Raw genomic sequence first — 20,789 nt, 5'->3', positions numbered from 1 at the left:
GAGTAACGGGTGTGCCCAGGCCAATCGGCGTTACCAATGCCCCGTACCGCAGCCATCTGATTTCAGATGAATGGGTCTAGGAATAGCCTCAAAGCCAAACCCATTTAGTTGACGTCAAAATGATGGCTCATTAATATCGCGCCACTATTTTGATGTCACTTTCCACTCGAGGGATCGAACATGTCCTCACCCGCCTTTTGGGCGAGGTTGTGCCTGGCTTTGCTGTGCCTTTCTCCATTCACCCTGGCTCACGCCGCCCCCACGCCTGGCGACACGGACCTGATCCGCGAACGCCAGAATCGCTTGCTCGAAGAGCAGCGCCGTCGTCTGGAAGAACTCAAGGATTTGCCCGGCCAGGAGGCGAAGCCGGCCCAGCCGAGCGCACCTGCCGATACCCATTGCTTCCCCATCAAGACCATCGAACTCAAGGGCGCCGACAGCCTTTCCGCCGGCGAGCGCGAGCAATTGCTCAAGCCCTACATCGGCCAATGCCTGGGCGTGCCGCAGCTTAACGAACTGCTCAAAGTCATCACTGACCATTACATCGAAAAGGGCTTGGTCACCAGCCGCGCCTATTTGCCGCAGCAGGATCTGTCCGGCGGACACCTGAGCGTGTTGGTGGTGGAAGGGCGGCTCGAAGGCCTCAAGGGGGCCGAGACCAGCCAGCTATCGGACCGTGAGTTGGCGATGGCTTTTCCCGGTGCGACCGGCGAGTTGGTCAACCTGCGGGAGATCGAGCAGATGGTCGATCAGCTCAATCGCCTGCCGTCGAACCAGGCAAAAATGGAATTGACGCCAGGGCAGAACGTCGGTGGCAGCGAAGTGCGGGTCACCAATGAACCGAAAAAGCCTTGGCGCGCCGGCCTGTCGCGCAGCAACGATGGCCAGCGCAGCACCGGCGAGCAGCAGTGGGGCAGCAGTTTCGAATGGGACAGCCCGCTGGGCCTGGCCGATCAGTTGATGTTGCGCGGTGGTCATGACGCGATGACCGACCACCAACACACCTCCAACAACGCCATGCTTTATTACAACCTGCCCTGGGGTTGGTGGAACGTCAGTTACACCTACAGCCAGAGCGAATACCGCTCGCAGATCCCGGCCAACGGTTTCAACTTCAAGCAGACCGGCGACAGCCAGAATCACCAGGTGCGGGTCGAGCGGGTGATCTACCGCGACGCCTTGAGCAAGACCTCCCTCAATACGGGCCTGGCGTACCTGCGCACCAACAACTTCATCGAAGACAGCAAGCTGGCGGTGAGCAGTAATCGGCTCAGCGAAGCGCAATTCGGCATCAACCATGGCCGGCGGGTTGGCAATGCTTTCGTCAACCTCGACTTGGGCATGCAAGAGGGGATCGGCGCCTTCGATGCCCAGGACGACAACGATCCGGGTCCCGGCCAGGCCGATGCCCGCTACCGCAAATACACCGCCACCGCCAGCTACCTGCAACCGTTCCAGGTGTGGGGCGAGTCCTTCAGCTTCAGCAGCCTGATGACCGGCCAGCGCAGCGAAGACGTGCTGTTCAGCCCGCAGCGCATGAGCCTGGGCGGCCAGTCGTCGATTCGTGGCTACAAGGATCAATCGTTGTCCGGCGACAGCGGCGGTTATTGGCGCAACGACCTGCGCTGGAGCCGTCCGGTGACGTTGGAATGGCTGCGCCCGGTGTTCGGCGAATACGGCACCAGCCTCGGTTATGACCAGGGTGTGATTCGAGGCAGTCGCTACAACGGCGACCAGCACGGACGCATGTCGAGCAACTCACTGGAGCTGTTTGCCCGCGGTGAGCACCTGAACGCCAGCGTCACCTTCGCCCATTCCCTGGAACGCCCGGATGCCCTGACCGAGCGCGAAGCGCCGATCTACTTCCGCGTGGATGTACTCCTCTAATTCCGCTGCAACGAGACCTGAACATGGACGACCGTCAACACGCCTTCCTGGCCCGCCAACCCTCCGCGACCCTGCAATCGCGCGAGCAATTCTGGGGCATGCCCAAGCGCGGCCTGGCGTTCCTGTTGGCCAATGTCATGTTCTGGCAACCGATGTGGGCCCAGGCCGACGGCATCATCGTCAGTGCGCCGGGCACTGGCCTGGATCGGGCGGGCAACGGCGTGCCCATCGTCAACATCGCCAAACCCAACGGCAGCGGCCTGTCTCACAACCAGTTCAGCGATTACAACGTCGGCAGCAACGGCGTGATCCTCAACAACGCCACCGCCCGCACGCAGTCCACGCAACTGGGCGGGATCATTATCGGCAACCCGAACCTCAACGGTACGGCCGCCACGACCATTCTCAACGAGGTCAACGGCGGCAACCCCAGCCAGTTGCGTGGCTACACCGAAGTGGCGGGACAGTCGGCCCATGTCATCGTTGCCAACCCCTATGGCATCACCTGCAACGGTTGCGGTTTTATCAACAGCCCGAAAGTGACCTTGAGTACCGGTAAACCGGTGGTGGAAAGCGGTCGGCTGGATCGTTATCAGGTGGACCAGGGCAGCGTCGCCATCGAAGGAGCGGGCCTTAACGCCAACAACCTTGATCGCGTCGAAATCATCACCCGCAGCGCCAAGATCAACGCCGAAATCCAGGCCAAGAACCTGACGATTGTGGCCGGACGCAACGACGTCAACGCCAATACCCTCGACGCCACAGCCCGCGCCGATGACGGCAGCGTCAAACCGCAACTGGCCATCGACTCCTCGGCCTTGGGGGGCATGTACGCCGGTGCGATCAAGCTGGTGGGCACCGAGACGGGCGTCGGCGTGAAGCTGGGCGGCAAACTGATCGCCAGCGGCGGCGATATCCAGCTCGACGCCAACGGTCGCCTGAGCCTGGCCGAGACCTCGGCCAGCGGCGCCGTCAACGTCAAGGCTGCCAGCCTCGATGCTCGGGGTGCGGTCTATGCCGGCACTACGCTGAACGCCCAGACACAAGGCAACTTGAGCAACCAGCAAACCCTCGCGGCGCGGAACAGCATCACGCTGAATGCGGGTGGGCAGTTGACCAACAACGGCATCATCGAAGCCGGGGTCAATGCCGACGCTACGCGCAATGCGACGGGAGATGTAAACCTTACGGCGCAGCGCCTGAGCAACGATGGCAAGAGCATCGTTGCCAGCCGGAACCTCACGGCCAATGTTGGGCAGACCCTGAGCAACCAAGGCGGGACCTTGAGTGCCGGCCAAACGGCCACGGTCAAAGCCGGGAGCCTGGACAACCAAAACAAGGGCAGGGTGCTGAGCGGCACCGCGCTGAACATCACTGCCGATAAGTTGCTCAACGCCCAAGGCGTGGTCAGCAGCAACGGCAACCTGACAGCCAACGTCGGGCAGTTGAACAACAGCAGCGGCGAACTCAACAGCCTGAGCAACATCACGTTGCGCGTCGCCTCGCTGGATAACGTGGCAGGTCTGGTGGCGGCGGGGCAGATGCTTGACATCAACGCCAGCGGCCAAGTGAACAACCGGAACGGGCGGCTCTCCGCCCGCAATCGCGCTCAGTTGACGGCGGCGTCAATGGACAATACGGCGGGTCGATTGCTCAGCGACGGAGCGCTCACCGCCAGTATTTCGGCACAGTTGCTCAATCAGGCCGGGTTATTGTCATCGGCTGGCCTGTTGACCCTCAACGCGGCGAGTCTGGATAACCGCCAGGGTGGCGTCTTCACTGCCGCCCAGGCGGGCAGCCTCAACGTCGGCACGCTGGATAACCGTGGCGGCGAAGTGTCGAGCCAGGGCGTCCTGGCCCTGGTCGGCACCGAACTGGACAACAGCGATAGCGGCAAGCTGATTGCCTATGGCGACCTGCGCCTGACCCTCGAACGCTTGACCAACCAGACCAAGGGATTGATCTCCACTCGCGCAGCCTTGGCGATCGACGCGCAACGACTGGACAACCGCCAGGGATCGCTTTATGCCCAGCAAGGCCTGAATCTAAACCTGGGCGGGGCACTGCTCAACGCCCAGGGCAGTGTGAAAAGCGACACCACCGCCAGCCTCAAAGCCGCCGAGATAAATAACGACGGTGGCCAGATTTCCAGCATCGGTGCGTTGAGCCTCGACAGCATGGAAGCCCTGAGCAACGTCGGCGGCAACGTGATCAGCAGTGACACGCTGCTATTGAAGGCTGGCCAAGTGAATAACGCCAGCGGCCGCATCGCCAGTGCCAAAGCCCTGGATGCCAGTGTCACCGGCCTCGATCAACAGAACGGCCAGTTGTTCAGCAACACCCGCCTATCCCTTGACCTCAACCATGGGCAGTTGAATAACCAGGGCGGGCTGATCAACACCCCGGGCAGCCTGTTGTTGAAAAACCTGGCGGCGGTGAACAACCGCGACGGTGAGATTTCCAGCGACCAGGCGTTCAGCCTGAATGCCATGAGCCTGGACAACCGCGCCGGTTCGATCGTCAGCCAGCAGCGTCTCGATCTGGTCATTGCCCAGGCGCTAAATAATGCCAAGGGCCTGATCTCAGCCAACGGCCTTGAAGTGCGTGCAGCCAGCCTGGACAACAGCGGCGGCAGCCTGGGCAGCGATGCAGACCTGACGGTAAACGTCGACGGCACGTTGACCAACCTCGATGGCGAAATCTCCAGCGCGGGCCTGACCCGGCTCAACGCGATGGCCTTGGATAACCGCAACGGCCAGGTACTGGGCGACAGCGCCTTGAGCATTGAGCTTGGCGGCGCGCTGGACAACCGCAACGGTGTACTCGGTTCGGGTAAGGCCGTGGACATCAAGGCGGCCAGCCTGGACAACAGCAACGGCGGCCAATTGATCAGCGATGGCAGCCTGACCGCGCGCATCAGCGGTCTGCTGGACAATCAGAACCAAGGCCAAGTGCTTGCCAAAGGCGCGATCGACCTGCAAACCGGCAGCCTCGATAACCGCAGTGGTCGCCTGGCCGGCAACGACTTGCTGACCTTGCGCAGCGACTCGGTCGACAACCGTGGCGGGAGCATCCGTGCCGACAAGGCGCTGCAACTGACGGTCAATCAACTGGATAACCGTGATAACGGCGTCATCGCGGGCAAAAGCAGCGTCACTTTCGAAGGCTCGCGTCTGGACAACAGCGCCGGGCTGCTGACCAGCGTTGGTGTGCTGACCTTGAAGGCCGCTGAGGTGCAGAACGGCCTCGGTCGTATCTCCAGCCAAACCGACCTCACCGCCATTATCGATACCCTGCAGCAACAGGGCGGTGCGCTGGTAGCCCAAGGCAATTTGAGCCTGACCGGCAAGATTCTTGATAACCGCAACGGTGGTTTGATCGGCACCACAAAAGCGCTGGATTTGCAGGTCGGGCAGATCGATAACCGCGCGGGCGAGCTGTCCGCGGGGCTTGGCATGAAGGCGGGCGGCCAGCGACTGGACAACAGCGAGGGCGGCAAACTCATCGCCGGCACTGATCTGGAGTTGAAGGTCGCTGAGCTGATCAACCAGAGCAAAGGACTCATCCACGCCCAAGGCCAAATGACCCTCAGCGGCACCACGCTGGACAATAGCGAAGGCGTGCTCGACAGCCTCAACGGCCTGGTGATCACCCTCGATAACGCACTGTTGAACAACAAAGGGCTGATCAGCAGCGAAGGGGAATTGAGCGTCGACGTGGGCCGCCTCGATAACACCGCCGGCAGCCTGAGCAGCGCCGGCGTGTTGTCGATTGTCAGTGGTGGTGGGTTGATCAACCAGGGCGGGGCCATCAGCACCGACGCCGCGCTGACCCTCGAAAGCGCCAGCGTGGACAATAGCCAAAAGGGCCTGATCTCGGGCAAAGCCGCGACCCAAGTCACCACCGGTGCCCTTGACAACAGCCAGGGCGGGCGCCTGATCTCGGGCACCACGCTCACGCTCAACGCCACGCAGGTAAACAATGCCTCAGGCCGTATTGCCAGCAGCCAAGCCCTGACCGCGTCAGTCACCGGGCTGGATCAGCAGCAAGGCGAACTGTTCAGCAACACCCGCCTGAGCCTGGACCTGAACCACGGTCAGTTGAACAACCAGGGCGGCCTGATTAACGCCTCGGATGCGTTGCTGCTGAGCAACCTCAAGGACGTCAATAACCAGGACGGGGAAATCTCCAGCCAGCAAGCCTTCACCCTGACCACGCAAAACCTCAATAACAGCGGCGGTAAATTGCTGAGCAGCCAAGGCCTGATGCTCAGAACCGCCCAGGTACTCAACAACGCCCGCGGCGTCATCTCGGCAGCGTCCCTGGACAGCCGCAGCGCCAGTTTGGACAACAGCGAGGGCCTGGTCAGCAGTCGTGACCGCCTCGACTTGAATGTCGATACCGTGTTCGACAACCAGCGTGGCTCGTTGCTGGCCGACGGTGCGTTGTTGCTGGTCGCTGATCGCCTGGATAACCGTGCCGGCAGCCTCGCCGGCAAGCCCGGATTCAACGCCACTGTCAGCACGTTGGATAACCGTCAGGGCACACTGATCAGCACCGACGCCCTGACACTGGAGGCCGCCAGTCTCGACAACCGTCAGGCCGGTTTGATCGGCGCGACAAAAGCGCTGGATCTCAATGTCGACGATCTTGATAACCGTGGCGGTGAGCTGTCCGGCAGCGCCGATGTCACGCTGGTCAGCCAGAACCTCGACAACAGCGACGGCGGCCAGGTATTCGCCGGGCAGGCGCTGAAACTGACCGTGGATAAATTGCTCAACCGCACCAAAGGCCTGCTCAGTGCCAAGACTCAGTTAAGCCTCGATGGCGGGTCCTTGGATAACAGCGGCGGCTACCTGATCAGCCAGCAGAATCAGCGCATCAACCTGAGCCGCGATCTGCTCAACACCCAAGGCCAACTCAGCAGCGAAGGCACGCTGCATGTCAGCGCCGCCAACCTGACCAACACCGGCGGCAGTCTGTCCAGTGCGGCGGATTTGACCGTGCACAGCCTGGGGCGTCTCGACAACCAGGGCGGCGAACTGGTCACCGACGGCGCGCTGCTGCTCACCAGCGCAGCACTGGACAATCGTCAGCAGGGCAACATCAGCGCTAAAGGCGCGGTAAACGTCACCACCGGCGCGTTCGACAACAGCCAGCAGGGGCGGCTCAACAGTGGCAGCACGCTGAACCTCACGGCCGCCCAGGTCACCAACCAGGAGGGCGGTCGCATCGGCAGCCAAGGCGCGTTGATCGCGTCGGTCGCCGGCCTTGATCAACAGGGCGGCCAACTGTTCAGCAACACCTCGCTGAGCCTGGACATGAACAACGGCCAGCTCAATAACCACAGCGGCTTGATCAACGCCCCCGGCGCGTTGCTGCTGAAAAACCTCAACGGAGTGAACAACCAGGGCGGTGAAATCTCCAGTGCCCTGGCCCTCACCCTGACGGCTAAAACCCTCAACAACGATGGCGGCCGGCTGCTCAGCAACCAGGGCCTGACCCTGCGCATCGCCCAGGCGCTGAACAACGTCAAAGGCATGATCGGCGCGGCCAGCGTCGATGCCCACGGCCAAAGCCTGAACAACAACAGCGGCACGCTCACCAGCCGTGGCAATCTCGTCCTGACGGTCGATCAGCAACTGGATAACCAAGCCCAAGGTCTGATCAGCGCCGCGCAATTGCTCACGCTCAACAGCGGTGACCTGAACAACCAGGGCGGCAGTGTGCTGGCGGGCGATGCTTTGGTCCTCAATGCCATGGCCCTGAATAACGGCGCCAATGGCCTGATCAATGCCCAGGACGATCTAACGCTCACCGCCAATGCGCTGGACTCCAGCAATGGCGGCGAAGTATCGGCCAAGGGCGACATCAACCTGACCTTGGCGGCGCTGACGCAAAACGGCGGTCGCCTGATGGGCGAACAGGCCATGACGCTGAACCTGGGCGGCCATGATCTGAACAATCGCAATGGCCTGATCACCGCCAAAGGTCCGCTGACCCTCAACGGCCTGCGCGACCTGAATAACCAGGGCGGTGAAGTGTCCAGCAGCCAAAGCTTCACCCTGGCCGGACGCACCCTCGATAACACGGGCGGCAAGCTGATCAGCAGCAACCTGCTTAGCCTCAACGCCACCAGCCTGATCAACCAGAACGGCCTGATCTCTGGCTGGCAGGGGCTGGACGTCAGGGGTACCAGCCTCGACAACCGCAACAACGGCACGCTCTCCAGCCGCAATGGCGACGTTGGCGTCACCCTTAGCGGGGCACTGCTCAACAGCGGTGCCGGTGCACTGGTCGGTCAGCAAAAACTCGCCGTCAGCGCCGCCAGCCTGGACAACAGCAGCGGCGGGAGTCTTTCCAGCGGCGGCGACCAGACCCTGACGGTCACTGGCGGTCTGCTCAACAACGCCCAAGGCGGCCTGATCGACAGCGGCGCCCTCCTGGTCATGAATGCCATGACCCTGGGCAACGCTGGCGGTACCGTCAACGCGCAAAAGGCCTTGAAATTCACCGGCACCACCTTGGACAACAGCGGCGGCAGACTAGTCGGTAACGCTGCCGTGACCCTGGACCTGCTGGGTGCGCTGAGCAACACCAATGGCAAAGTCGCTAGTGTTGGCCCATTGCGAGTCGAACGCGCCACACAGATCAGCAACCAGGGCGGCCAGATCGCCAGCCAAGGTTCGTTGACCTTGTCCTCCGATGGCCTGGACAACAGCAATACCGGCACCGTCGCCGCGAAAAATGCGCTGGAGATCACTGCCTCCGGAGCCGTGCAGAACCATAGCAACGGCCTGATCTACAGCCAGACGGCCGATGTTGCACTCGATGCCGCGAGCCTTGCCAACGGCCAGGGTGAGATGCAAGGCCAGACTGGCCTCAAGCTTGAACTGGCCGGAAATCTGGATAACCAGGGTGGCAAGCTCATCGCCCAAACCGGCGATGCCAACGTGACCGCGGCGAATATCGACAACCGTGGTGGCATCCTCGCCAGCCTCAAGGGCGCCCTTGAGGCGAGAACCGTGGGCGTGCTGCGCAACGGCTTCGATGTGAACAACAAGGGGGGGGTGATCCAAGGCCAAGGCTTGGACCTGCGCGCCTTGGCCGGGCTGAACAACAACGGTGGTCGGATCGCCGCGCAGACTGGCGATGTCATCATCGACACCGCCAGCTTCAACAACCGCAACGGCGGTCTTTATGCCTCTGGGCTGATCAAGGTCGCTGGCCCCGGTGCCAGCGTGGACAACACCGCCGGACAGATCGCCGGCAACGCCATCCATTTGGATCTGGACGGTGCCCTGACCAACCGTAGCGGCATTCTGGAAAGCGACAGCACTTTGGTGGTCAGCGCTGCCAGCCTCGATAACCAGACCGGCCAACTGCGAGCCCTTGGGGCAACGGGCAAAACCGACTTCCAGATCGGCAGCCTCTTCGACAACCGCAACGGCAAGCTGGAAAGCGCCAACACTCACCTGACCCTGTCCGCCAACAGCTTCCTCAACAGCGGCGGCCAATTGCTGCATCTGGGCGACGGCACCTTCGATATCTCCCTGGCCAACGTCACTGGCGCCGGCGGCGACATCGTCACCCGTGGCGGCCTGACGCTCAAAGCCGACACCTGGACCAACACCAGCGCCATCCAGGCCGGACGCCTGACGGTCGACGTCAACAACTTCACCCAGACCGAGACGGGGCAACTGCTGGCTTCGACGCAACTGGAAGGCAAGGGTGGGAATTGGGTCAACAATGGGTTGATCGCCAGTGATGGTGGCTTGGGCTTGGAGTTGACCGGGCGGTATAGCGGCAATGGCCGGGTCACCAGCCTGGGCGACATGACGGTAGACGCCGCTGCGATCGACTTGAGTAGCGTGGCCAGTATTACCGGTGGCGGGACCACGACGATCGGTGGGCGCGGTGGCCTGGGCAGCCTGAACAACTACGGGCGGCTGACATCGGCGAGTGCGCTGAATATCACTGCGAGCACCATTAATAACTATGGGACGGTTGCTGGTGCGGATGGATTGAAACTGACGGCTTCGACCTTGCTGAACGATCAAGGTGGGTTCTTGTTCAGCGGTGGGGACATGAAGCTGCGGGTGGGGAGCTTTACCAACCGTAAGTCGGATGTTTATGCCCTAGAGGACATTGATGTAGCGCGCAATGACCTGGGGGGGCGGTCGGCGTTGATGGAGAATGATTCGGGCACCATGGAGAGTGGGCGGGATTTTTCCATTAATGCGGATTCGATTATCAATAAGCGGGGGGATTTTAAGACTGAGGCGGAGTTGTATTCGTCGGCGGTGGGGGTTCGCTGCTATAGCTGTGATTCGATTCCACGTTATTGGACAGATCGGCAACCTTCTTTATATTTGGTTTATCTACAGCAATATCGAGTTAAAGTTTCTGGAGATGCGACGGCTAAAGCGGCTTCGTTGAGTGCAGGAAAAAATCTGACCGTTAAGGGTTTCTCTTTCTTGAATTCAAATTCACTTGTTAGTGCTGGAGGTGATATCGATGTTGCAGTAAGTGAGTTTGAAAACTCAGGTACAGCTCTGGGAGACTACACGAGCTACCAGTATTTTGACGATGATCTTTCTTTGGAGAGGATGAGGGAGGTTGTAAATTACAATATACGTAACGACGCGGGCTACAAGGAGGATCTGCGTTTCTGGAACGCAGCAGGTACTGAATCCCCAGTTTATTCTGAGGTTCTGCGTACTGGCTCCAAGAATCCGGATAAAGAAACTTACCAGGTTATCGGTCCGGTGGTGTTTTTGCTCGCGGCGGGTTGGAATACATCGTCGGCAATTATATTTGGACAATCTGAGTTTGCAGCGGGCAGTCGTGCGGAGCTACCGGACTTTATAAATAACCTCAATCCATTCAAACAGGAGGTTTTTACTTCCACCGCATCCGACAGTTTTGCCCCAGCCATCATCCAAGCCGGCGGCAACGTCTCCATTACCGCAACAAACAAAATCACCAACGGCGTGGAGCGCCCATTCTCCACCGGCATTACAACGTCGTCCCGCAACACCACAACCGCCGCCGCAGGATCAGGCAAAACCACGGGCGTGACCCTGAACAGCCAACTCCCACCGGACTTGGCCCAACAACAAATAACCCCCCTGACACTCCCCGGCTTCAGCCTCCCCACCGGGCAAAACGGTCTGTTCCGGCTGAGCGGGCAGGGCGCCAGCGACGCGTCAGCCTCCCAGACCCCGGTCGTGTCGCAGAACTGGACAATCGGCGGCGCCAGCGTGAGCGCATCGAATCGATCCACCGCCGCGCCGATCGCCAATGTGCGCGACATCGAGATCGCCGATGTCACCCAGGTTTCCGCCGCCGAACGACAGGTGCAGTTGTTGAATCGTGACAGCGGCGGCGTCACCGCCGGCGCGTCCGCCATTCAGGTCACCGCCCCAACGGACTCATCCACAGGCAAGCCGCAACTGCCAGGGCATAGCCTCGATGGCACCATCACCCGTGGCGCCGACATTGCGCTGGACACTTCGGGCACGCCGCCAATTGGCGTCAGTCGCCCAACCGACGCCTCGGTAAGCGCGCCAGTGCCTGTCACCGGTCAAACGGTGGCGCGGGTCACGGGGCTACCCAGCACAACCGTGGCTTCCAAACCGCAAAAATACCTGATCGAAACCAACCCGCTTCTTACCAACCTCAAGTCATTCACCAGCTCGGATTATCTGCTGACGAAACTCGGCTACGACGCGGACACCAGCGCCAAGCGGTTGGGTGACGGCCTGTTCGAACAACGACTCATCCAACAGGCCGTCGTCGCCCGTACCGGCCAACGCTTTATCGACGGCCAGACCTCCGACGAGGCGATGTTCACGTACCTGATGAACAACGCCATCGCCAGCAAGGACGCCCTCAACTTGTCGGTAGGCGTCACCCTCACCGCCCAACAAGTCGCCGCCCTGACCCACGACATCGTCTGGCTTGAAGAGCACGAAGTGAACGGCGAAAAGGTGCTGGTGCCGGTGCTGTATATGGCCCAGGCCAATAATCGTCTGGCACCTAATGGTGCGTTGATTGCCGGGCAGAACGTTACGTTGATTGCCGGTAACGATCTGGAGAACGTTGGCACGCTTAAGGCTACGAATAACCTGTCCGCGACCGCAGGTCAGAACCTCGTTAACAGCGGGCTTATTGAGGCCGGCAGCCGCCTTGATTTGCTGGCTGGCAACGACATCGTTAACAAATCCGGTGGCATCATCACCGGACGTGACGTCACCCTAAGGGCGGTAGCGGGGGACGTAATTAATGAGCGCACGTTGACCACTGCAAGTGTCAGCAGCAACGGCTACACCCAGCGGCAGGATTATGCGGATAACGCCTCGCGTATAGAAGCGGCCAACGACCTGACCATGGGCGCCGGTCGAGACGTCAATAGCGTCGGCAGTGTCATGGTCAGCGGGCGTGACACGGAAATCGATGCGGGGCGGGATGTGAATATCGTCTCTGCGCAGCAGCAGACCTCCAACACCGGTGGTACCCGCAGAAGTTCGATCACTCAACTGGGCTCGGAGGTGGAGGCGGGTCGCGACGTCACTGTGAACGCAGGTCGAGACTTCAACGCTATCGCTAGCCAGATCAGTGCCGACCGCAATGTGGCCTTGGCCGCCAACGAGAACATGACAATCTCCTCCGGCGCCAACGAGATTCACTCTTACTACAAGTCGAAAAAAGTCACAGCCCAAGAGGACCACGTCAAACAGATCAGCAGCGCTGTCAGTGCTGGAGGCGACGTGAGGTTGGATGCCGGGAAAGACATGGCGCTGATCTCCAGCCGTATCAGCGCCGGTGACGAAGCTTATCTGGTGGCTGGAGAAAATCTTGACTTGTTGGCAGCGCAGGACAGTGATTACTCGCTGTATCAGAAAAAGAAAAAGGGCAGTTGGGGGAAGAAACAGTTCCGGCGCGATGAGGTTACTAAGGTCACCCATGTCGGAAGCGAAATCATTACCGGCGGGAACTTGGCGTTGATTAGCGGCGGTGATCAGACGTATCAGGCCGCCAAGCTGAATAGCAATAGTGATCTGACACTTCTAAGCGGAGGGGCCATAACCTTCGAAGGCGTAAAAGATCTCCAACAGGAAAGTCACGAGAAGACCAACAACAATGCTTTCTGGGTCTCGTCGAAAGGGAAAGGAAACACCGACGAAACCTTGCGCCAGACCCAAATGAAGGCTGCTGGCAATGTCGTGATCAATGCTGTCGGTGGTTTGACAATCGACGTGAGGCAGATTGATCAGCAAACCGTTAGTCAATCCATTGATGCAATGGTAAAGGCCGATCCTCAACTGGCCTGGCTGAAACAAGCAGAAGCACGTGGTGATGTGGATTGGCGGCAGGTGAGGGAGATCCATGAATCCTTCAAATACAACAATTCCGGGTTGGGGCCTGCTTCGCAAATCATCATTGCTATCTTGATGGCCGCGTTTGTTGGGCCGGCAGTGGCGGGTATGGCCGGCGGAGGTATTGGGGGCGGTATGGTTGGTGCTGTTGCGTCAAATGCAGCGACGAACGCAACAGTCAGTACCGTCAACAACCGTGGCGATCTTGGCGCGGTATTCAAAGATGTGACCTCCTCAGACGCGATGAAGGGTTATGTCATCTCAGCGGTTACAGCTGGGCTTACGGCGGCATATTTCAACGACTGGACTGGGACAACGGCCAATACGGTAACGGACAAGATCATTTCCCCTTCTTTGAGCACTTGGAGTGGAGTTGGTCAGTTCGCCGCTAATCAGGCGCTACAGAACGGTACGTCGACGCTTTTAAGCAAGGCATTGGGGCAGGGGGGCAGCGTGAGCGATGCATTGAAAGGTGCGTTGTTCAATACGCTGGCGGCAGCCAGTTTCAATGCGATTGGGGATTACTCCAAAGGAGTACTGGCTGACGGTTCTTTGCCAAAGATCGCCGTTCACGCGATGGTTGGTGGGTTGCTGGCAGAAGCAACTGGCGGTGACTTCAAAACCGGGGCCCTGGCAGCAGGGGCGAACGAGGCGCTCGTTACGCAGCTGAACACGCTGGTTAAGGGTAATGAAGATCTGTTGAGCATGAGCTCACAAATTGTTGGTGTTTTGGCTGCAGCAGCGCAGGAAGATGCGGATGCCAGCAAGATGGATAAGGGCGGGTGGATTGCCAAAAACGCCACGCAATACAACTTTTTGGGCGACCATGGCTATGGGCAGGCAGCAGCGTCTCTTGCTGAATATATGCAACGCAACGGTGCGACTGCCGAAGAGGTTGCACAGGCGCAACGAGACCTCGCGGAGGGGCAAGGTTTTGATGGCGTGCTACCGGCTAACGAGTTCGTTAAGGCTTGGGGCGAATTCATGGCTGGAGAGGTTGTAGGACTGGGACTACTCTCCTTTATAGGAAAGCTTGGTTCGTGGGGAGGGAAAGCAACCCCGTCTGTCGTAACAGATCTCGGGAAAGTTTCATTTGATGCTGCTAATGGGGTTGGAACTATATATTCTCCAAAAGTGACAGTGAGTGCCGGTGAGGTTATGTTTGACGACTTTGCTGTTGGTACGTCGAAAGGTTTTATTGGCTATGGTTCGGATGGGGCTGCTGAATTAGTCGGACCGCTTAAAAAGCTCTTGGAATACACTAAGTCTCAAGGCGGCACGACTGTTACCTTAAGGGGGTATTATGCATCCGAAGAGGGCGCAGCATTAGGTACGGGAAAAGTAGGTGAGAAATTTTCTTTTAGTTTCCCTGCTACGAATGAAGGTCTTAGGAATTTCTTGAAGGGGCTAAAAAAATGACCAATATTAAACCAGTTCATAGATATCTTGAAAGTCTAAGTGCGTCTGGTTATGGAGCGTATATATCTTTTGCTAGTGATCCGGTGTTGGGGCAGGGGGTGTACGAAATTGTTTTAGAGGGTTGTGTCTTAAAACTTTTCGAAAAGGGTTTGGCTATAAGTTTTAAAGGTGAAAATGTTGATGTGTTTTATTCTGATATTTTAGATATCGCTAGTCATCTCTCTGCTGAGGTGTTTTCAAAGGCTTCGGAGAGTCAGAATATGGATGTTAAAGTTCCTTTGGATATTCATGTTTTCGAGAGGGTTGTGGCTTTAGAAGTGCAGTTGTTAGCTTATTCTAGGGTGGTAAATATTTTGAAATATCTATGGGGTGGCTTAAAGAAATAAGGGAAAAGCCAAAAGAGCACAAAATAGCGAAAAAAGGGAAAGGTTTTAATGGTGCTTACTTAACGACTAATTAACTGATGTACCCGCAAAAAATGAAAAAGACTGGCCTTGGAGTACGGCTCCTCAGGGCCGGACCACATATCTGTGTAGGTTTTAGATGTAAAATTTGGTTTGTACCCAAGAGTCCCGATCTGCGAGTTTGCTCGCCAGCATGTTGATTTGTTGCTGGTAGGAAAACTCGCTTTCGCATGGGTCATTCCCTAGACAATTCGGCCCTCTTCTTGGCGCGTGCGAATACTTCCATCGCTTTGGCGAAGTAGTTCGCATCGCCGGTTTCCCAGGCATCTCTCATAAACTCCGCAATGGTCTCTGGTGTGCTGAGATATTCTGCAAGGTCAAATTCTGTAAAGGTCTCAATCATTTTGTTCTCCGCGCATGTGAAAAACGGGCGACCCTCAGCAAAAGTCGCCCGTTTTTCGTTACTCAGCAGCTTGCGCCCGCAACCGTCTCCCAATCACATCCATCACATCACACCCATCGCGCAACGCAATCGTCAGCATCTTGCAAAAGTCCGAAAGCACCACCGTATCGGAGCTGATGTCCGAGCGAAACGCGATGTTTTCCAGCAGTTGGGTCACGGTGCGGATGCGGTAGTCGGCAGTTTCGAAGAGGACATCGAGTGGGGCTTCGGTGTCGATGAGCAGGGTGGCTGGGGTGCAGTCGATTCCGGTGATGGGCATGTATCTGGTCATAAGCAGAGCCTCGAAAGTTGATGAGTCTCTCTGTAGATCGGGTCGCCAAACCCGGCTGCCTTTTTGGGCGACGAGGGACTATAGGGCGATTCGCTCTTGGGCCACAAGACTCCGCTTTCCGCGCTTCATGTAGGACGTTTAGCCTGGTATTTGTCGGCTTAAAGCAAGCGACTGCTGCGCAGTCGAGCGGGAGCAAGCGCCCTCGCCACGGGGATCGCGCTCGACTGGGCGGGTTGACGTATCAGCTGTGGCAGCAACCACGCGGCTTGGCCTCTTCGTATTTATCGTGGTGCCGCACCCAGTCCATGATTTCCTCTTCATTGCGGCCCTTGGGCGTCAGGTCGAGGTAGTTGTAGGTGCCGACCAGGATGTCGAGGCCACGGGCGTACGTGGAGTAGGTGTGGAAGATGTCGCCGGCTTCGTTGCGATAGAAGACGCTCAGGCCGGGGAGTTCGCCTTCGGTGGTGTCGGTTTTTTCGTAGTTGTAGGTGGTTTTTCCAGCGGCGGTGTCTTCGGCTTCGAAGCTGACGCCGAAGTCGTAGTTGAAGTCGCAGCCTTCCGACGAGACCCAGTCGAAGGCCCAGCCCATGCGGCGTTTGAACGGTTGGAATTCGGCGAAGGGCGCGCGGGAGACGGCGACCACGGCCACGTCGTGGTGGGCCAGGTGTTGGTTGGCGCCGTCGATGTGGTCGGAGAGGAAGGAGCAGCCCTGGCAGCCTTCTGCCCAGCCGGGGCCGAACATGAAGTGGTAGATGAGCAGTTGGCTGCGGCCGCCGAACAGGTCGGCCAGGCTTAGTTCGCCGTGGGGGCCTTGGAAGCGGTAGGGTTTGTCGATTTTGACCCAGGGCAGGGTGCGGCGTTCGGCGCTGAGTTTGTCCCGTTCGCGGGTGAAGGCTTTTTCGTGGGCCAGGTGCTGGCGACGGGCGGCGAGCCATTCTTCCCGCGAGACGACTGGATGATTCTCTACGTTCATGGTGATTTCTCCTGTAGGCAGTTGCTCAAGTCGGCGCTTCACTCATTGGTCGTTTGGCCTGGGGTAAATTCGACAGGCCGTTGGTCGGCTGGCGGGATGGGCCGTCCGCCAACCCGGCTGAACGGTGGCGTGGCGCCTCGGTCACAACCTAGGTAGGCATCTCACTCTTTAGAGGATGGACCAGGATGACGACTTATAACTGGGACTTGATCGAACGGTTGTTGCACGAAGTGCAGAACGGCGCTGGCCACAGTTTTGCTCCTCGGGTTTATGCGGAGGAGTACGCGGCGGCGAAAGCGGCTGAAGGCGGGGAAATCGAGAACCTCGATCATTTGAAAGCAGTCGCCGGGGAGTATGAAAAGTTACTGCTGGAGCGTGGCTATATCGAGCCGCGGCCCGAGGATCAGGGTGGCAACGGTGAGAATTTTATTCTGACGCCGCGTGGCTCAAGTTTGTTGAGCCTGATCGACAGCAGCATTCCGGGCAATGATCATCCACGCGAGGTGTTGGATGAGCAGGAAGACGCGCTGGATGAGCTTACCTTTAATGATTTGGCTTCGAAGGCGCAGATTGCCTGACAGCCTGGCACTGAACCCTGTGGGGGCAGAGCTTGTGTGGGAGCAAGGCTTGCCCGCGATACCATCACCTCGGTTCACCTGATAGACCGAGTTGCCTGCATCGCGGGCAAGCCTTGCTCCCACACAAGCTCGCTCCCACATTGGGTCTTCCACAGGATCTCAGTGGTTTTAAGAGCGTGCTGCCTTCAGGCACTTCAAGTCAGTGAAATCCTTCTTCACCCCGTCGATTTTCTTCAACAGCTGTTCGCGCTGGGGCGGGGTGCTTTCGGCCATCAGGTCCACCAGCAGGCTGCGGGCCTGGGCTTCGGTTTTGCTGAAGGCCTCGCGGTAGGCTGGGGTGCAGAGGCTTTCGCGGTCGACGAGTAGCTGCTCGATGCGTTTGGGGAAGTCCGGGCTGTGGCGGTGGGCCACGGCTTCGCTGAACTGGTTTTGCCAGTGGGCGCGGTTGGCGATCCATTGCTGGTTCTGGTCGCCGAGGGCGGTGGACCAGGCCATCACCCGTTGGCGCTGGGCGTCGTTGAGCGGGCCGAGCCAGTCGTCCAGGCGTTTGACCATGCGTTCGCTGCGTTGCTGGATCTGCTCCTGCAGCGTCGGCTTGAGGTATTGCTGCTGGCGCTTGCGCTGGTCCTTGACGAAGGCTGCGTCCATGTCGGCAACTTGGTCGTCGCTCAGGCCTTGCAGCAGTTCGATGGCCGAGGGGGTGATTGCCCGGGCGGTTTCGGCGATGGCGGCCTTGGCTTCCCGGGTGCGCTGTTGTAGCGCTTCGTCGGTGACCTGGTTGGTCTGCACCATGGTCTTGAGGCGATCCAGCCAGTCGAGGTAGCCGGGCAACTGGGTGGTGCAGTGCCAGGTCAGGTGGTCCTTGAGGCGTTCGTTGAACCAGTCTTTTTGCTCGCCTTTGATGTCCAGGTAGTCGTTGAGGGTCCAGGGGATGATCAGGTCGAGGTTGCGGTACGCCAGCCCGACGCGGCTGCAAGCGGTGAGCACGAAGAGCATGGCGATGAACATGGCGGTGCGTGTTAACCAGCGCGACATGAGCGAGTCCTTGCGAATGCGTAAGTGCTTTGTTTGAGCATGGCAGGCGCGCAGCAGTTCAGCTGATTAATGCGTAACGCTTAGTAAAAAGGATGGGCCATCTTGAGGGTCAGCAGGCTGTCGCATTCGCTGTTGTGGCCGGAGTACGCCGAGCAGCTGCTGCCGCTGAGGCTTGAGTCGCTGTAGATCAGGTCCAGGTCGATGCCCATCCAGGGGCGGGAAATTTTCAGTGACCAGTCGCTGAAACTGCCTACAGAACCGTTCTCGACCGAGACCGGCGTATTGAGTTGGTGGGTGGTGTATTTGGCGCTGATGCCAATGCCGAACGGCACATTGCCGCCCAGGTCGGCAAACAGTGTGCTGTTCTGCTTGTCCGGATCGTTGCTCAGGGCCGCGCCGAAGCGGCTGCCCAGCACAGTCAGGCCGCCGTAGAACGCCTGGCTGTCGAGGGTATCGACGGTGGGGTAGCTGTAGTGGATCAGGCCGACTTCGTAGCCCAGGGTCTGGTCGAAGGGTTGTTTAAAACCCATGTAGGAATCGACTTCAAGATCGGCGGATAGGCCGGCGCTGGGTGACCACTGGCCGACGTACCAGCCGCTGTCGTGGCTCAGGTCAAGGCCACCATGGAACGAACCGGTGCTCGACGGCGTGACCAGGCCCTGGGCCATGCTGCGGCTGGGAGTGGTGCCGAGTTTGAGGTCGAAGTCGCCGAGTTCGCGCTGGAACACCTGCCCATGAGCGAGAGAACAGGACAGTAGGCTGATCATCAGCAGGACAATAGGAATGCGCATGCTTCACTCCATGAAATAGCGAGGAGCAGGAACTAAGCTGAAACGCTTGGGCTAGAGAGGTGCAAGCATACCGGCGAATACTCGGCAGCGAAGGCCGTTCGTCGATTTTTGGGAAATGGGTGAGGCGGGGAAGGTTCCAGTCCAAGCGCTTCGAAGCTCAAAGCGCTTTGGGACCAGGTGACGCGCAGGTTATTTCTTGCCCAGGCTGATCTGCTTGGACGGGCCGAATGTCTGGCCGCTGACGCCTTTGGCAATTTGCTGGATCTCGCCGCCGGACTTGAGGAACGCAGCGATCTGGTCGTTGATCGACTCGCTGGTTTCAACGGCTGGAGCTGGCTTTGCTTTGCTGTTGGATGCTTTTACGCGCATGACGGCCATTAACCTGTAGATAATTAATTGGGCCAGGCATCGTACAGGAAATACTTGACAATTGCTTGGCAAATATCCTTCTGAATTATCGTCGGCGTGACGGGAATAATGCGCGGTTATCCGTCAATTATTGCCCTAAGCCCCTGTTTTAAATAACAACCCTGCGAAAAATAGTGTGCCGATGACAAGCGGTACGCACCGCCGCTCGCCTGACGAATGGCCGTGCCCGGGGTGAAAACCCAGGAAAATCAAGGGTCGTGCCGGGCCTTGTCGGCAAACCGTGCCGGCGGCCACGAATCGCACCGCAAAACCGGGTAGAATGCCGCCCACGCAATGAGGGTATTGGAAATGGCTGTAGTCGGGCGCTACAACAGTTTGCAAGTGGTCAAACACACTAACTTCGGTTTATATCTGGACGGCGGTGCGGACGGCGAAATCCTGCTGCCCAATCGATATATTCCCAAGGATATTCCCAGCGAAGATGAAGATTGGCTCAATGTTTTCATTTATCTGGACAGCGACGACAAACTGATCGCCACCACGGAAAAACCCAAGGTCCAGGTCGGTGAATTCGCCAGCCTGAAAGTGGGTGAGATCAACAGCATCGGCGTGTTCCTGGACTGGGGCCTGCCCAAGGACCTGTTGCTGCCGTATTCCGAAGAAAAGCGCCAGATGACCGCCGGCGAATACTGCGTGGTGCACGTCTACCTCGACAAGCACACCCGCCGCATCACCGCCACGGCGCGCCTGGATCGTTATCTGGACAAGACCCCGGCCAACTACACGCCGGGCCAGGAAGTGGATTTGCTGGTCGCCGAAGCCACCGACATGGGGTTCAAGGCGATCATCAATAACAAGCACTGGGGCCTGATCCATAAAAATGAAATCTTCAAGTTCATGCGCGCCGGCAAACAGGAAAAGGGCTTCATCAAGGAAATCCGTCCGGACGGCAAGATCAGCCTGAGCCTGCAACCCGTTGGCCAGGAGGCCGCCACCAGCCTCAACGCCAAGATCCTCGCCAAGTTGCGTGAGAACAACGGCACCCTGGCGGTCAGCGACAAGAGCGACCCGGTGCTGATCAGCAGCCTGTTCGGCGTGAGCAAGGGCAACTTCAAGAAGGCCATTGGTGCGCTGTACAAGAATGGGCAGATTGTCATTCATGCCGATCGCATTGAATTGAGCTGATCGAACGCAGAATCCTTGGCTTGTGAACCTTGT

General features: G+C 58.7%; 11 protein-coding genes. 5 read left to right on the top strand and 6 right to left on the bottom strand.

Going from position 1 to position 20,789, the window contains the following annotated elements; genetic code table 11:
- The first annotated feature begins 180 nt into the window (after positions 1-180).
- Genes HGO40_RS04225 through HGO40_RS04215 form a run of 3 tightly spaced genes read left to right on the top strand, consistent with a single transcriptional unit; the run spans position 181 to position 15,073 of the window.
- Positions 181-1,887: a ShlB/FhaC/HecB family hemolysin secretion/activation protein gene (locus HGO40_RS04225; RefSeq protein ID WP_250962002.1), complete on the top strand. Its 1,707-nt coding sequence runs from the start codon at positions 181-183 to the stop codon at positions 1,885-1,887.
- A 23-nt stretch (positions 1,888-1,910) separates the two neighbouring features.
- On the top strand, positions 1,911-14,687 hold the full coding sequence (locus HGO40_RS04220) for a two-partner secretion domain-containing protein (RefSeq protein ID WP_250962001.1): 12,777 nt from the start codon (positions 1,911-1,913) through the stop codon (positions 14,685-14,687).
- Positions 14,684-15,073 (top strand): hypothetical protein, encoded by a 390-nt coding sequence (locus HGO40_RS04215; RefSeq protein WP_250962000.1) that lies wholly within the window; start codon positions 14,684-14,686, stop codon positions 15,071-15,073. Before HGO40_RS04220 ends, HGO40_RS04215 begins: the two co-directional genes overlap by 4 nt.
- Positions 15,074-15,326: 253 nt before the next feature.
- On the opposite strand, the gene HGO40_RS04210 is transcribed toward HGO40_RS04215, so the two are convergent.
- The 3 genes from HGO40_RS04210 to HGO40_RS04200 form a co-directional block, all read right to left on the bottom strand.
- On the bottom strand, positions 15,327-15,494 hold the full coding sequence (locus HGO40_RS04210; RefSeq protein ID WP_250961999.1) for a helix-turn-helix domain-containing transcriptional regulator: 168 nt from the start codon (positions 15,492-15,494) through the stop codon (positions 15,327-15,329).
- A gap of 58 nt (positions 15,495-15,552) precedes the next feature.
- On the bottom strand, positions 15,553-15,825 hold the full coding sequence (locus HGO40_RS04205; RefSeq protein WP_003184161.1) for a hypothetical protein: 273 nt from the start codon (positions 15,823-15,825) through the stop codon (positions 15,553-15,555).
- 241 nt (positions 15,826-16,066) lie between these two features.
- Positions 16,067-16,798, bottom strand: a complete 732-nt coding sequence (locus HGO40_RS04200) for a DUF899 domain-containing protein (protein ID WP_250961998.1) — start codon at positions 16,796-16,798, stop codon at positions 16,067-16,069.
- A gap of 185 nt (positions 16,799-16,983) precedes the next feature.
- Here HGO40_RS04200 and HGO40_RS04195 point away from each other — a divergent pair, with 185 nt between their 5' ends.
- Positions 16,984-17,376, top strand: a complete 393-nt coding sequence (locus HGO40_RS04195; protein ID WP_250961997.1) for a transcriptional regulator — start codon at positions 16,984-16,986, stop codon at positions 17,374-17,376.
- Positions 17,377-17,544: 168 nt separating this feature from the next.
- Here the strand turns inward: HGO40_RS04195 and HGO40_RS04190 are convergent, their stop codons facing one another.
- The 3 genes from HGO40_RS04190 to HGO40_RS04180 form a co-directional block, all read right to left on the bottom strand.
- Positions 17,545-18,411, bottom strand: coding sequence for a DUF6279 family lipoprotein (locus HGO40_RS04190; protein WP_250961996.1), 867 nt, complete (start codon positions 18,409-18,411; stop codon positions 17,545-17,547).
- An 80-nt stretch (positions 18,412-18,491) separates the two neighbouring features.
- Positions 18,492-19,202 (bottom strand): TorF family putative porin, encoded by a 711-nt coding sequence (locus HGO40_RS04185; RefSeq protein WP_250961995.1) that lies wholly within the window; start codon positions 19,200-19,202, stop codon positions 18,492-18,494.
- Between the two features lie 189 nt (positions 19,203-19,391).
- Positions 19,392-19,580: a PFL_1563 family small protein gene (locus HGO40_RS04180; RefSeq protein ID WP_018607615.1), complete on the bottom strand. Its 189-nt coding sequence runs from the start codon at positions 19,578-19,580 to the stop codon at positions 19,392-19,394.
- A 339-nt stretch (positions 19,581-19,919) separates the two neighbouring features.
- Here HGO40_RS04180 and HGO40_RS04175 point away from each other — a divergent pair, with 339 nt between their 5' ends.
- The gene (locus tag HGO40_RS04175; protein ID WP_250961994.1) at positions 19,920-20,756 is read left to right on the top strand and encodes a CvfB family protein; all 837 of its coding nucleotides are present in this window, start codon (positions 19,920-19,922) and stop codon (positions 20,754-20,756) included.
- The last annotated feature ends 33 nt before the right edge of the window (positions 20,757-20,789 follow it).

Source organism: Pseudomonas sp. CG7 (assembly GCF_023701885.1).
Lineage (GTDB): Bacteria > Pseudomonadota > Gammaproteobacteria > Pseudomonadales > Pseudomonadaceae > Aquipseudomonas > Aquipseudomonas zanjanensis.
This window is presented reverse-complemented; position numbering and strand designations above follow the sequence as displayed.

Coding starts and splice junctions, on each gene's coding strand:
- HGO40_RS04205 (WP_003184161.1), bottom strand. CDS start 15,825: ATGACCAGATACATGCCCATCACCGGAATCGACTGCACCCCAGCCACC.
- HGO40_RS04195 (WP_250961997.1), top strand. CDS start 16,984: ATGACGACTTATAACTGGGACTTGATCGAACGGTTGTTGCACGAAGTG.
- HGO40_RS04220 (WP_250962001.1), top strand. CDS start 1,911: ATGGACGACCGTCAACACGCCTTCCTGGCCCGCCAACCCTCCGCGACC.
- HGO40_RS04185 (WP_250961995.1), bottom strand. CDS start 19,202: ATGCGCATTCCTATTGTCCTGCTGATGATCAGCCTACTGTCCTGTTCT.
- HGO40_RS04190 (WP_250961996.1), bottom strand. CDS start 18,411: ATGTCGCGCTGGTTAACACGCACCGCCATGTTCATCGCCATGCTCTTC.
- HGO40_RS04180 (WP_018607615.1), bottom strand. CDS start 19,580: ATGGCCGTCATGCGCGTAAAAGCATCCAACAGCAAAGCAAAGCCAGCT.
- HGO40_RS04175 (WP_250961994.1), top strand. CDS start 19,920: ATGGCTGTAGTCGGGCGCTACAACAGTTTGCAAGTGGTCAAACACACT.
- HGO40_RS04225 (WP_250962002.1), top strand. CDS start 181: ATGTCCTCACCCGCCTTTTGGGCGAGGTTGTGCCTGGCTTTGCTGTGC.
- HGO40_RS04210 (WP_250961999.1), bottom strand. CDS start 15,494: ATGATTGAGACCTTTACAGAATTTGACCTTGCAGAATATCTCAGCACA.
- HGO40_RS04215 (WP_250962000.1), top strand. CDS start 14,684: ATGACCAATATTAAACCAGTTCATAGATATCTTGAAAGTCTAAGTGCG.
- HGO40_RS04200 (WP_250961998.1), bottom strand. CDS start 16,798: ATGAACGTAGAGAATCATCCAGTCGTCTCGCGGGAAGAATGGCTCGCC.